The sequence below is a fragment of the Moraxella sp. Pampa genome (assembly GCF_035181385.1).
Classification (GTDB): Bacteria; Pseudomonadota; Gammaproteobacteria; order Pseudomonadales; family Moraxellaceae; genus Moraxella.
The window spans coordinates 38,213-52,781 of the sequence record NZ_JAXCJK010000006.1; the positions used below are offsets into that span (position 1 = coordinate 38,213).

Below are 14,569 nucleotides of genomic sequence, written 5' to 3' on the forward strand. Positions count from 1 at the left end.
AAACTCATCATAACCACCCTATTCAATGATGATTTAACCAAATCATCATTGGCAAATCATGTGATCAAATTTTTAAATACAAGTCAAAGTGGGTCTTCTAGCCACACAAATTCATCAAAAACATAAAGCAAAAACCCCAAAGTATTGACTCTTTGGGGTATAAGCTCATTCAAAAAAAACATCACAAAAGATTCATAATCCAAATAAACACACTGGCCAAGATGATTACTCATCTACAAAGCCTGTGATTACAAACCCTGCAATTTATACACTTCAAACGGCAATACCAACTCATAGGCATCGCATACGGCTTTTGCACCATTTAGAGTAGACGCATTGAATACCTTTTGTTGCAACGCCTCACGGCGGATAGAAAACGAATCAATATGGGCTTGCTTGCCCTCGGTGGTATTGACAATCAAATGCACTTGACCGTTTTTGATGGCGTCCACAATGTGCGGTCGCCCCTCATTGACTTTATTGACACGGCTACACGCCACGCCATTGTCGGTGAGTACGGTGTGCGTGCCACCTGTGGCAATAAGCTGAAAACCAAAACTTGCCAACCGTTTGGCAACTTCTACCACGCCTGCTTTGTCGCTATCACGCACCGAAATAAAGGCGGTTTTGGTCTCGCCATTGACAGGTAAGCCTGTCAATCTATCGCCAGAGCCTAGCACCGCTTTATAGTAAGCCTCGCCAAAGGTTTTGCCCACGCCCATCACCTCGCCTGTGGACTTCATTTCAGGCCCCAAAACAGGGTCCACGCCAATAAATTTGGCAAAGGGGAACACCGCTTCTTTGACGCTAAAATGGGTTGGCACGATTTCAGTGGTAAAGCCCTGCTCACGCAAACTTTGCCCTGCCATACAGCGTGCGGCGATTTTGGCAAGCGATTTGCCGATACATTTGGAGACAAATGGCACGGTGCGAGACGCTCGTGGATTGACTTCAAGCACATAAATGTCTTGCCCCTTGACGGCAAATTGCACATTCATCAATCCGACCACGCCAAGCTCTTTTGCCATAAGCGTGGTCTGCTGTCGCATTTGGTCTTGAATGTCTTGGCTTAGCGAATAGGGCGGAATAGAACACGCCGAGTCGCCAGAATGCACGCCTGCTTGCTCAATGTGTTGCATAATGCCACCAATGACCACATCACGACCGTCCGCCACGCAGTCCACATCCACCTCTATGGCATCGTCCAAGAATCGGTCTAGTAGCACAGGGCTATCGCTGGACGCTTGCACCGCATCACGCAAGTATTTTTTAAGCTCATCTTCATTATAGACAATCTCCATTGCCCGTCCGCCAAGCACATAAGACGGACGCACCACCAAAGGATAGCCCACCTTTTGGGCTTCTTGCACGCCCTCATCAAAAGATTTGACAATGCTGTTATTGGGCTGTTTTAAGCCCAGCTTATCAATCATCGCCTTAAAGCGTTCACGGTCTTCGGCACGGTCAATGGCATCCACGCTTGTGCCAATAATCGGCACGCCTGCTTCTTCTAAGCTCCTTGCCAATTTGAGTGGCGTTTGTCCGCCATATTGCACAATCACGCCTTTGGGCTGTTCAATACGCACAATTTCTAGCACATCTTCTAGCGTAATCGGTTCAAAATACAAGCGGTCTGAGGTGTCATAATCGGTAGAGACGGTCTCTGGATTGCAGTTTACCATAATGGTTTGATAGCCGTCCTCACGCATTGCCAGACTTGCGTGCACACAGCAATAATCAAATTCAATGCCCTGCCCAATGCGGTTAGGGCCGCCGCCGATGACCATAATTTTATCGCTATCAGACGGGTTTGCCTCGCATTCGTCATCATAGCTTGAATACATATAAGCGGTGGCACTTTCAAACTCGCCTGCACAGCTGTCCACTCGCTTATAAATGGGGAATACGCCCAGCTCCCAGCGTTTTTTTCTCAATTGTTTTTGGCTAATGCCCATCAAATGGCTAATGCGAATATCCGACAAGCCTTTTCTTTTAAAAGCAAAAATATTGTCATAAGTCAAATCGCTCACGCCCAATGATTTAATGGCGTTTTCGGTTTTGACAATGTCGTCAATATAACTTAAAAACCAACGGTCAATGTTGCAAAGCTCAAACACTTCATCAATCGTGAACCCATTTCTAAACGCTTCGGCAAGATAAAAAATGCGTTCTGGCGTGGGCGTGGTCAGTTTGTTTTTGATTAAATTGACCGCTTCGTCTTTGTGTAAATTATCAGGCACAATCTCATCAAAACCTGATACGCCAATTTCAAGCCCACGCAAGGCTTTTTGTAGGCTCTCGCTAAAATTACGCCCAATCGCCATCACCTCGCCCACCGATTTCATTTGTGTGGTCAAAGTATTGTCGGCGGCGGCAAATTTTTCAAAATTAAATCGTGGGATTTTGGTAACCACATAATCCAAAGCAGGCTCAAAAGACGCAGGCGTAACGCCCCCTGTGATGTCGTTTTTGAGTTCGTCAAGGGTGTAACCGACCGCCAATTTGGCAGCGATTTTGGCAATCGGAAAGCCTGTTGCCTTACTTGCCAAGGCAGATGAACGGCTCACTCGTGGGTTCATTTCAATGACCACCATTCGCCCATTGTCAGGATTGATGCCAAATTGCACATTTGAACCACCTGTCTCTACGCCAATCTCACGCAAAACAGCAATGGACGCATTACGCATGAGCTGATATTCTTTGTCGGTCAAAGTTTGGGCAGGGGCAACCGTGATTGAGTCGCCTGTATGCACGCCCATTGGGTCAAAATTTTCAATGGAGCAAACAATAATGCAGTTGTCGTTTTTGTCTCGCACCACCTCCATCTCATACTCTTTCCAACCGATTAAACTCTCGTCAATCAAAAGTTGGTGGGTGGGCGATAAATCAAAACCTCGTGTGCAAATTTCTACAAATTCTTGTTTGTTGTAGGCAATACCGCCACCACTTCCGCCCATTGTAAAAGACGGACGAATGATAACAGGAAAACCAAATTGCTCTTGAATACTAACCGCTTCGTCCATCGTCTCGGCGATGGCAGATTTGGGGCATTCTAGCCCAATTTTTTTCATCGCTTGGTCAAACAAATGGCGGTCTTCGGCTTTTTGAATGGCGTCTTTACTTGCGCCAATCAATTCACAATTAAACTCATCCAAAATACCGTGTTTGTCCAAATCCAACGCACAGTTTAGGGCAGTTTGTCCGCCCATTGTCGGCAAAATAGCGTCTGGGCGTTCTTTTTCAATGATTTTGGCAACCGTCTGCCAAGTAATCGGCTCAATATAAGTGGCGTCCGCCATTGACGGGTCGGTCATAATCGTGGCAGGGTTGGAATTGACCAAGATGACACGATAGCCCTCTTCACGCAAGGCTTTGCACGCTTGGGCGCCTGAATAGTCAAATTCGCAGGCTTGTCCGATGACAATGGGGCCTGCGCCGATGATAAGAATGGAGTTGATGTCGGTGCGTTTTGGCATAGGGGTCTCTCTTTTTTTGTTACTTTTGACAAAGTCGCTTATGGTAAGTTGATTAACTATAAATTGATAAACGGATATTCCCAATCAGTTTATCGTTTTAAATATTATCCATCATAGTCTTTAAATATTTTTACAAAAGATAATTCTTAAATCGATTCTCTATATTTTTCATACACTTGGTATTTTAAAACAAATGTTTCATTGCCTCTTCTTCTTGCTGTATGCGGATGAAGAGAATTACGCCATAAATAGGTAATCCAAGAAGTAGTACCCACCATGCTTGACAAAGCAAAGCAATACCGATGAGTTCTGGAATAATATTTAAAAAATAGTTTGGGTGTTTAAAAGTTGTAAATAACCAAGAACGGTTTATTTGGTGATTGGGTAATATATAAACTTTAACCGTCCAAATTTCGCCAAGTTGCTTAACAATAAACCACAAAACAACAAATGAAGCACTAACAATTATTGCACCAATTGCTGAGATTAAATTAAATTTGACATTCAATAAAATTGCACTCAAAACCGCGGCAAAGTAGTAAACAATGTGTGCACCAGCCAATATTTTTGAATGCTTTGCACCAATTTGTGTTGCTCCTTTGGCAATCAGTTTTTTTTCGTTTTTAATTGAGATGCCCAAAAAATAAAGGCGAATCGCAAAAAAAATACCAAATAAAATCAAAATAGCGGTCATACTTTTTTCTCTTTAAGTGTCATCCGATTTACGCAATCATCATTTTGCAACACAATCTTTGGACAAAAATTTACTTACTTACCAATACTAAAACTAGCCCAAAGGCAAGTCATCAATTCAAGATTTAAACCTCTCAATCTCACTCACAAACCGATCAAACAGCACCCCACAATCGTGTGGGCCAGGGCTGGCTTCTGGGTGTCCTTGAAAACTAAATGCCACACGGTCGGTGCGTTCAATGCCCTGATTTGAGCCGTCAAATAAGGAGCGGTGTGTGGCACGCAAAGTAGCAGGCAGGGTTGTTTCATCCACCGCAAAGCCGTGGTTTTGTGAAGTTATCATCACCGTGCCGTCATCAAGATTTTGCACAGGGTGGTTGGCACCGTGATGTCCGTGTGGCATTTTCACCGTGCTAGCCCCACTTGCCAGTGCCAACAGTTGATGCCCCAAGCAAATACCAAACACAGGAATTTTGGTGGTATCGCAAATGGTGCGAATGCTATCAATGGCATAACCGCACGCAGACGGGTCACCTGGACCATTGGATAAGAAAATACCGTCTGGGTTTAATGCCAAAACTTCGCTGGCTGGCGTTGTCGCTGGCACGACCGTGAGCTTACAACCCCTATCGGCAAGCATTCTTAAAATATTGGTCTTAACGCCATAATCATACGCCACGACATTGTATTTTAATTCTGGTTTTTTAAAGCCTTCGCCACTATTGCTTAATTTTAAATCCCAAGAACCTTGTGTCCATTCAAACCCATTTGGGTCACAGCTTTCTTTGGCTAAATCCAAACCATTTAACCCTTTAAAACTTCTTGCAAGTTCAATCGCTTGTTCATCAGTAATGTTATCCCCTGCGACAATCGCTCCATTTTGTGCGCCTTTTTGCCGTAAAATGCGGGTAAGTTTACGGGTGTCAATGTCAGAAATAGCGACAATATTATGCTGCTTTAAATAATCACTTAATGACATCTTGCCACGAAAATTACTGTACAATAATGGCAAATCACGGATAATCAAACCACTCGCCCACACTTTATGAATGCGTCCAGACTCGGTATCTTCACTATTACAGCCTGTGTTGCCGATGTGCGGATAAGTAAGCGTTACGATTTGTTCGGCATAGCTTGGGTCGGTCAATATTTCTTGATAGCCTGTCATCGCCGTGTTAAAGACCACTTCGCCTGTGGTTGTGCCACTTGCCCCAATGGATTTGCCGTGAAAAACCGTGCCGTCAGTCAGTGCTAAGATTGCTTTTGTCATCGCCTTATCCTATATTTTTATTAAATTTTTGCCATAAAAAAGCGAATAAAAATGAAATTTTGAAAAATAGTAAGGCGTGGTGTATGATAACAACCAGACTTTACCATTATCAATTTCATTTTTACTCGCTTGATATAGATTTTATCCATTATACATAACTTTACAAAAAATGACCAGTGCTTTTTTTTAAATTTTTAAACACTTGGTCATCTTTTTTTGTCTTAAGAGTTGTCAATTTAGATTCTTTCAATCAGCATTTTTTTGTTATATTGTATTGAATTATACAAGGACAAAGCAATAAAGGCCACACCGATCAAACCTGTAATAATCTCAGGCACATGAAATTTGGTTGATAACAACATGATGATGGCAAGTGCACCAATGGCATAGTGTGCACCATGTTCTAGATACACAAACTCGCTAAGCGTGCCTTTTTCCACCAAATAAATTGTCATTGAACGCACAAACATCGCACCAATGGCAAGACCAAGCATGATGATCACAACATCATTGGTAATGGCAAATGCCCCAATCACACCATCAAAACTAAACGAGGCATCTAGCACTTCTAGATACAAAAAGCCTGCCATACCGCCTTTTAAGATGGTGGGAGATACACCTGTGGTATTGGTAATGGGGTTGCCTTTGGCATCACAAACCACCTCATCAGCATCAGCTTCACCTTCTAAGAGTGCAGATAATACGCTTACACCCAAATAAACCAGCACACCCCAAACGCCAGCAAGTAGCACCGCAGACTCTTTAGCTTCATCAACCCAGCTCATTGATATCATCAATACCACCAGTGCAATGAATACACTCATCGCATCCACCTTACTAAAACGCACCAAGCGAGATTCAAGCCAAGTAAACCAATGAATATCCTTGTCACCAAATAAAAAATTTAAAAATACAAGCAGCAAAAACATACCGCCAAAGGCAGAAATTTCAGCATGATGAGCGTTTAGATGTTGCGAGTATTGCGTTGGATTGTTAAGTGCCAAATCAACAACTTCAAGCATGCCCAAATTAGCTGTAATCGCAACAATCACAATGGGGAATACAAGACGCATGCCAAAGACCGCCACAAGCATACCAACCGTCAAGAAAATCTTTTTCCAAAAATCATTCCAGCCTTTTAATATTGAGGCATTCACCACCGAGTTATCAAAAGACAACGACACTTCCATGACTGCCAAAATGGCAGTTACGCCGATTGCAAGTAATACACCTGAAATACCCCCATGAGAATAACCCCACCAAGCAGCAATGAAAAAGCACACCACTGTAAAAATGATATCAAATAAAAAATGTCTCATGTTAGCCCTTCACACCAAAAAAAAATCATGTCAAAAAAACTTTTTGACATACAAATAAACCAATAATCATACGATTATTGGTTTTGAAATATGGTGGGGTCGGAGAGACTCGAACTCTCACACCTCGCGGCGCCAGAACCTAAATCTGGTGCGTCTACCAATTTCGCCACGACCCCAAGTTGTATAACATACCATCTTAAGATATTGTCTCAACGCTGTGTATTATACACAGTTTTAAAAATTCGGCAAGCATTTTTTAAAAAAATATAAAAAAACACGACAAATTACTGATTTAAAATATCTTTTGACTGCATGAATTTCACGCCCGCCATTGTCATGTCTGCCATTGCCTTATCCAAAGAACCATTAATATCAATTGGTGCGGTCGCATCTGTAATCACAACACATTCAAACCCAAAATCCACCGCATCAATTGCTGTCCATGCCACACAAAAATCAGTAGCAATACCTACGATATAAACGCTATCAATACCGCACTCTTTCAGGTAGCCTGTCAGTCCTGTTTTGGTCGATCTGTCTGCCTCCATAAAAGCTGAATAGCTATCAATATGGCGGCGATGACCCTTTCTGATGATCAAATGTGCTTTATCGGTCTTCAAATCAGTGTGAAAATCTGCATCTAAAGTACCCTGTACACAGTGCTCATTCCATAAAACTTGAGTGCCATAAGACAATTCGATGGTATCCAAAGGAGCTTTACCAACATGATTTTGATAAAAAGAAATATGGTCGGCAGGGTGATGGTCTTGGGTCAAAATGACAGTATCAAACTGCTCAATCAGGGCATTTACGGTAGGAATGATATTTTTGGCATTTTCCACCGCCAAATTACCATCAATAAAACCATTTTGTACATCAACAACAAGCAAAGCCTTCATGGATTTTCCCCATTCTATATTCCACTAAAATATTGATTAAAGCAAAACAAAATTCCAACACGATACACTAAAATCACAAAGACCAATCATCAAACTACCAATAATTTTCCACTGCAATATTGCCGACACCCCTTCTATTCATGGACAAGCCTTTGTTTTTTAGTGCTTCTTTAGTATCATGCACCATCTGCGGATTGCCGCAAAGCATGATATGCGAGGTGGCGGGATTAAAAAATAAATCAAGACGCTCTTCTAATTTGCCATTTTCTATTAAAATAGGAATGCGAGCATTAAAGCAATCCGCCATATTCTCACGAGTAACAATAGCAACAAAATGCAACTTGGCAGGCTCATCTACCAATTTACCAAACTGCTCGGTCAGCTCATGGATTTTATCAACATAAGCAAGCTCTGCTTGTTTGCTGACGCTATAAACAAGTACGATATTTTGATAGTTTTGCCAAGTATTTAAATCACCGAGCATTGATAAAAACGGTGCAATCCCCGTTCCTGTGGCAAGTAGCCACAAATCAGACGGCATGGGTTCCTGATAGCGAGCAAGCGTCAAAAATCCGAAAGGTTCAGGGTTTAGATATAGCGTATCGCCAACTTGTAAGTATTGAAGCTGAGAGGTAAAAGCCCCATCAGGCACAACTACTGAAAAAAATTCCAAATACTCATCATAAGGCGACGAAACCACCGAATAGGCACGAAAAATCTTTTGGCTGATTGATGCTTTGGGCTTGCCAGCATTGGCGAGCAACTGCTCAGGTGCAATACCCAAACGCACAAATTGCCCTGCTTCAAAACGAAAACCATCAGGTCGTGTTGTGGTGAAGCTAAATAGTGTGGGCGTGATGGAAGTTTTGGATAAAACAGTGATAGGAATGGCGTTTTGGTCGGACATAAAAATAATTCTCACGATAAATTTTGCCCATTTTAACAAGCCCACCAAAAAAAACAAGTGCCAATCTGACACTTGTTTTGTATTGATAAAAAACCGTCATGGCATGATGCTGGCAAGTGCTGCTAAATTCATCAATCCATTTGGCAAAATCCCAAAAACAACAATAAACGCTGTTGCAATCAGTAGCATGACACCACCTGCTTTAATGCCCCATTCATGATGCACATCAAATTCAAGATGTGCCTTAGGTCGTTGATATAGGCCAATCAGTACACGCAAATAATAAGACAGACCGATCGCACTGCCCATAATAATCAATAATGCTGCCCAAAATCTCATGCCTTGCACCGATGAGAAAATAATCATGACTTTGGTCATGAACCCTGCTGTCAGAGGAATGCCTGCCAACGATAACAGCATGATGGTTAGCACTGCTGTCAGCACAGGGCGACGCCAAAATAAACCTTGATAAAATCTTAGCTCATCTGCCTCACCTGAAATGGAGGTACGCCCACGCTCTTTATAAGGGCTTGACATCAGCGTAATCACACCAAATGCACCGATGCTTGTTAAAGCATATATTGCCATATACATGCTAATTACGCCTGTACTACCAGCACCCACGCTCAGCAAGGCCACCAATGCATAGCCAATATGTGCAATGGAAGAATAGGCAAGCAGGCGTTTTAGGTTGTTTTGGCGAATGGCAAGTAAGTTACCTAAAAGGATTGAGGCTACGATGATGAAAATCAGCACTGCATTAAAAGCGGTCAATAATGGAATGGCACTTACAATCAAAAATCGAATGGCAAGAGCCATCATTGCCACCTTGCTCACACTCGCTAAGAATGCCGCCACAGGGGCAGGTGCACCCTCATAAACATCTGATACCCAAGAATGAAATGGTGCAGCGGATAATTTAAAGGCAATCGCTACCAGCATCATTACCGCACCAAAAATGAACCATGACCCAATACGACCCTGATACAACGCCTCACCAATCTCTTTAAAGCCGAGCACGCCCACATCAGCAAAAATAAACGCCATACCCATCAACAGTGTCGCCGATGCGGTCGCTGATAATATTAGATATTTTAAGCCAGATTCTAGCGAACGAGCACGCAAAAATGTATAAGCAAGTATGCCATACATTGGCACAGATAATAACTCCAATGCCATAAAAAATGAAACCAAATGCGTGGCAGATGCCATCAGCATTGCACCAAGCGTACTGACAAGCATGAGCAAATACAGCTCTTCTTTATTGTCTTTTAAAGTTTGAAAGTAACCATAAGACAATGTACAACACGCCAAAGATGCAATTAAAATCACGGCAATATTAAACACCGCAAAACCATCAATGGTGAATAAATGGCTTGGTGCATCGATGGTAAAAAAGCCTAATGCTTGCAAAATTAACATGATTAATGCAGCGTTTAAGCCCAGTACACTGAGTGTGGCTGACCAAAAGTGCGAACGCTTAATGGCAATAGCAAACATCAATACAAGTGCTGTCAATGCCACAATCACCATCGGCATCAATGGCAATAAGGATTCAGTAAAATAATTCATAAAAACACCCCTTATTTACCATGCATGTCTGTATTTTGCTCATGAGTATGACCAGCGGTGTCATGCAATGCGTGCGATGGCCGAGCAGGAGGTTTGACCGCATATGCCTTAGCAATCCAAGTCATTGAGCTTTGCGATGCGTTCATCACAGGCTGTGGATATAAGCCCAACCAAATCAAGCCTGTCGCTAAAATAACAAGTAAACTGATCTCTCGCTTATCCAAATCTTTTAATTGCCTAGCTTGGGTTTGTGCGATGGCAGGTGCACCGCCCTCGCCAAACAACACTCGATAAATCAATACCAACGAATACAATCCACCAAAAACAAGACTGAGGGTTGCCAACACAACAATCACAGGATAGTGCTCAAAAGAACCTAGCAAAATCAAAATCTCGCCAATAAAGTTGCCAGTCCCAGGTATCCCTAAAAGAGCAGCACAAAAGAACATCAAAAACGGTGCAAGGTAGCGAAACTGCCCCCACATACCACCCATGAGTGTCAAATCACGGGTGTGCAGTCTTTCATAAATCTGCCCTGCCATGATAAACAGTGCCGCAGATGATAGCCCATGGGCAATCATCTGCACCATTAATCCTTGTAAAGACATCAAGTTGCCTGTATAAATTGCCAATAGCACAAAACCCATGTGCGAAACGGAAGTGTAGGCAAGCAGTCGCTTCATATCAGTTTGGGCAAATGCCAAAAACGCCCCATAAAACACACCGATGAGCCCAAGTGTGATGGCAATTGGTGCAAATTCTTGTGAGGCATTAGGAAACAGCGGTAATACAAATCGGAGCAAGCCAAAAGCCGCTGTTTTAATCAAAATCCCTGCCAAATCCACCGAACCTGCCGTGGGTGCTTGGGCATGAGCATCGGGCAGCCAGCCATGCAACGGAAAAACAGGCAATTTCACCGCAAAACCGATAAAAAAGCACAACATGATGGCATATTCCCACACACCCAAATCTATACCAAGTAAGTCATGGTAGTCAAAACTAAGATACTGAGTTTGGCTAAAATGAATGATCACGAGCGTCAAAATGCCAATTAACATGATAAGGCCAGATGCCTGAGTATAGATAAAGAATTTGGTCGCAGCATATTCTTTAGTTTTTCCACCAATGGCGTTATGTCCCCATAGTGCAATCAAAAAGTAAATTGGCAATAACATGAGCTCCCAAAAGAAGAAAAATAAGAATAAGTCAATTGCCAAAAATACACCTATCACACCACCTAATGACCACAAAAGGTTTAGATGAAAAAAACCCACACGGCGTGTGATTTCACCCCACGAACAGCCCACCGCCATCACGCCTAAAAATGCGGTTAAGACCACCATCATCAGGGCAAGTCCATCTAAAACAAGATGAAATGAAATGCCAAGTGATGGAATCCAAGGCAAGACAAACTGCGCCGCCCAAGGCAATGCGTGTGCATCTGTCGTGCCATCGGTGGCAAGCAGATGGCTAAAATCTCCCTGTTGCCATAACATGAGACTGACACCTAATGTGGCAAGCATGGCAAACAATGCTATCCAGCGTGGCAATTTATCATTTACTTTTTCAATCAACCAACATAAAAAACCTGCCAAAAAAGGAATGGCAATCAATGTCGGCAAAAGCCAATTCTGTTCTATCATATTACACCACCATCATCATTGCCAAGATTAGCACCACGACCAAACCCAAGCCAAAACTCACAGCGTGCGAGCCAAGCTTTCCTGTTTGTGTTTTGGTGATTAAACGGTTACTCACACTTGCTAATGCAGGCAATAGATTCCAACATTTATCCACAGGATCGGTTTTAAAAAAGTTGCAAATTGCCAAAAATGGCTTAACAAACACAATGTCATACAAAGCATCAAAGCCCAAACCGTGATAACACCAATAAGTGCAAGCACCGCCAAAGGTTGATTTGGTCCATGTGTTTAAAATTTTACCCTTATTGATTACAAATAAAAAATAAGCAACCATCAGACCCAATGCTGTTAGCCCTATGGCGATGATTTCTGCTGTGTGCTTGCCTTCATGCAGTGTGCTACCCACACTTGCTGGCAAAACATGATCAAGTGGTGGTTGAATGAATGCGCCCAGACCTGTAGACAATATGAGCAATGTGACCAAAGGCAGGGCATAACTAATACCAAAGAGCTTTTCACCGTGCGTTTTTTGTTCTCCAAAAAACACCAAATAAATCAAACGAAATGTATAAATAGCAGTCAAAAATGCACCAACCGCCCCTGCCCAAAACAGCCATTGATGCCCTGTGGCATAAGCTTCCCACAAAATGGCTTCTTTGGAATAAAAGCCCACTGTAACAAAAGGTAGTGCCACCAAAGCACCGCCACCGACCACAAAGCTTGCAAATACCAAAGGGATTTTTTTGTACAAACCACCCATCTTAAAGATGTTTTGTTCGTGGTGTACCGAAACAATGACCGCCCCACTTGCCAAGAATAACAACGCCTTAAAAAATGCGTGTGTCATCAAGTGAAAAATCGCCACTTGCCACGCACCCACACCTAGGGCAATAAACATATAGCCAAGCTGACTCATGGTAGAATACGCCAAAATGCGTTTGATGTCGGTTTGTGCCATGGCACAAAAACTTGCCACCAACATTGATAAGGCACCAATCCCACCCACAACATATGACAGTGTGTCAGGCGTCAAAACAAAGAGTGGATTCATGCGAGCGATTAAATACACGCCAGCGGTTACCATGGTGGCAGCGTGAATGAGTGCCGAGACAGGGGTGGGGCCTGCCATCGCATCAGCAAGCCAAGTATGCAAGGGAATTTGTGCTGATTTACCAAACGCACCAAATGTCAGCATGAGCGTGGTTAAAATCATCATGGGGTTATTAACACCAAAGACTTCTGGAGCTTTTGTCGTGATGGCGTGAATGTCAAGCGTACCAAACTGTTGATACAATAAAAAAAGCCCAATCGCCAAAAATACATCACCAACACGAGTTACCGTAAATGCCTTAATTGCTGCACGGCCATTGGCACGATTTTGATAATAAAAACCAATCAAAAGGTACGAGCAAATGCCCACACCCTCCCAACCAAGGTATAATAGTAATAAGTTATCCGCCTGTACGAGCAACAACATACTGGCGACAAATAAGTTTAGATAGCTAAAAAATCTAACAAAACCTGCATCACCTTTCATATACCAGCTGGCAAATAGGTGAATCAAAAACCCCACGCCTGTAATAATTGCTGTCATGGTCAAAGACAATCCGTCCAATGCCAGACCAAAATTAGGGGCAAAATCACCCACCGATAACCAAGTCCACAGCTTAATAAAAAAAGGCTTATCTTGATGATTTGCCAAATAATCCATGCCAGCAATCGCTGTCGTTAAGGCGGATAAAAATAGTACGCCCACACCGATGATGGTGGCAAATCTTTCAGGCATTTTATCTCGGCATACGGCCAAAACCAAAAAACCAATCAAAGGAAAAATAAAAGTCAGTGCCAGCATATTCATGATGATTTCACCCCTTCAACTTACTGGCATGATTGACATCAAGACTTTTGAAACGATGATAAAATTGTAAAACAATCGCAAGTCCAATCGCCGCCTCTGCCGCTGCCACAGTCAGCACAAAAATAAACATAATTTGTCCATCAGGACTGCCATGCATATTGCCAGCAACAACAAAAGCAAAAGCAGCCGCATTCATCATAACCTCAAGGCTCATCAATATGAACAGTACATTTCTACGAGCCATCACACCTGCCAAACCAATGACGAATAAAATTGCCGATACAATAAGTGCGTGTTCAGCAGGGACACCCAATGACATTGGCTGTATCGATGTTAAAACTCCGCTCATGGATTTACTCCCTTGTCAACACACTCATCAATACGGTCTTGAAAATGGCTTTCGTTTTCGTCATCCAAGGCTTTTTTGCCCAAATGATACGCCGCCACCAATGCCCCCAATAGCAAAAATGCCGCCATCTCAACAATCAACGCATATTTGCCAAACAAGACCTGTCCAACGGCTTTGGGAGGAATGACACCTCCTTGCAAATACACAGCGTCTTGGGGTGTGCCGATGATGGTTGCACCCAAAACCGCCCCAATAATCAGTGCCAACGCTGTCGGTGTTGCCCACGCTTGTGCTGACAACCACGCTTTTTCTTGGGTGGTGTCATTGCCCAAATTGAGCATCATAATCACAAATACAAACAGCACCAAAATCGCCCCTGCATAGACAATCATCTCCAAAATCCCTGCAAAAGGCGCACCCAAAATAAAGAAAATCCCTGCCACCGCAAGCAATGACACAATCAACGACAAAATGGCGTGCACAGGATTGGCGTGCGTTACCACCCTAAGGCTTGCGATGATTGCCACCAAAGATAAGGCATAAAAGCCCACCACATCGGCATTTGCCAACAAATTTAGTATAT

The 14,569-nt window shown here is 42.9% G+C and carries 11 protein-coding genes and 1 tRNA gene; all 12 read right to left on the reverse strand.

The window, feature by feature from the left end:
* Nucleotides 1-248: 248 nt before the first annotated feature.
* The gene (carB, locus tag R0123_RS08310) at nt 249-3,476 is read right to left on the reverse strand and encodes a carbamoyl-phosphate synthase large subunit (protein ID WP_323843728.1); all 3,228 of its coding nucleotides are present in this window, start codon (nt 3,474-3,476) and stop codon (nt 249-251) included.
* Between the two features lie 184 nt (nt 3,477-3,660).
* Nucleotides 3,661-4,170, reverse strand: a complete 510-nt coding sequence (locus tag R0123_RS08315; protein ID WP_323843729.1) for an isoprenylcysteine carboxyl methyltransferase family protein — start codon at nt 4,168-4,170, stop codon at nt 3,661-3,663.
* Between the two features lie 117 nt (nt 4,171-4,287).
* Nucleotides 4,288-5,439 (reverse strand): glutamine-hydrolyzing carbamoyl-phosphate synthase small subunit, encoded by a 1,152-nt coding sequence (carA, locus tag R0123_RS08320; RefSeq protein WP_323843730.1) that lies wholly within the window; start codon nt 5,437-5,439, stop codon nt 4,288-4,290.
* 236 nt (nt 5,440-5,675) lie between these two features.
* Nucleotides 5,676-6,758 (reverse strand): DUF475 domain-containing protein, encoded by a 1,083-nt coding sequence (locus R0123_RS08325; protein WP_323843731.1) that lies wholly within the window; start codon nt 6,756-6,758, stop codon nt 5,676-5,678.
* Between the two features lie 91 nt (nt 6,759-6,849).
* Nucleotides 6,850-6,934: transfer RNA gene (locus tag R0123_RS08330), tRNA-Leu, on the reverse strand.
* A 108-nt stretch (nt 6,935-7,042) separates the two neighbouring features.
* The gene (locus tag R0123_RS08335; protein WP_323842330.1) at nt 7,043-7,657 is read right to left on the reverse strand and encodes a nicotinamidase; all 615 of its coding nucleotides are present in this window, start codon (nt 7,655-7,657) and stop codon (nt 7,043-7,045) included.
* Between the two features lie 94 nt (nt 7,658-7,751).
* Nucleotides 7,752-8,564 (reverse strand): ferredoxin--NADP reductase, encoded by an 813-nt coding sequence (locus R0123_RS08340; RefSeq protein ID WP_323843732.1) that lies wholly within the window; start codon nt 8,562-8,564, stop codon nt 7,752-7,754.
* A 96-nt stretch (nt 8,565-8,660) separates the two neighbouring features.
* Entirely contained in the window at nt 8,661-10,136 is a 1,476-nt protein-coding gene (locus tag R0123_RS08345) for an NADH-quinone oxidoreductase subunit N (RefSeq protein WP_323843733.1), read from the reverse strand.
* Between the two features lie 11 nt (nt 10,137-10,147).
* A complete protein-coding gene (gene nuoM / locus R0123_RS08350; protein WP_323843749.1) occupies nt 10,148-11,776 on the reverse strand; it encodes an NADH-quinone oxidoreductase subunit M in 1,629 nt (542 codons plus the stop codon).
* 4 nt (nt 11,777-11,780) lie between these two features.
* Nucleotides 11,781-13,637 carry an NADH-quinone oxidoreductase subunit L gene (gene nuoL, locus R0123_RS08355; protein ID WP_323843734.1) on the reverse strand — a complete coding sequence of 619 codons (1,857 nt, stop codon included), beginning with the start codon at nt 13,635-13,637 and terminating at the stop codon, nt 11,781-11,783.
* 7 nt (nt 13,638-13,644) lie between these two features.
* Entirely contained in the window at nt 13,645-13,956 is a 312-nt protein-coding gene (nuoK, locus tag R0123_RS08360; RefSeq protein ID WP_416381713.1) for an NADH-quinone oxidoreductase subunit NuoK, read from the reverse strand.
* Between the two features lie 26 nt (nt 13,957-13,982).
* A complete protein-coding gene (gene nuoJ, locus R0123_RS08365; protein WP_416381714.1) occupies nt 13,983-14,567 on the reverse strand; it encodes an NADH-quinone oxidoreductase subunit J in 585 nt (194 codons plus the stop codon).
* Between the last annotated feature and the right edge of the window lie 2 nt (nt 14,568-14,569).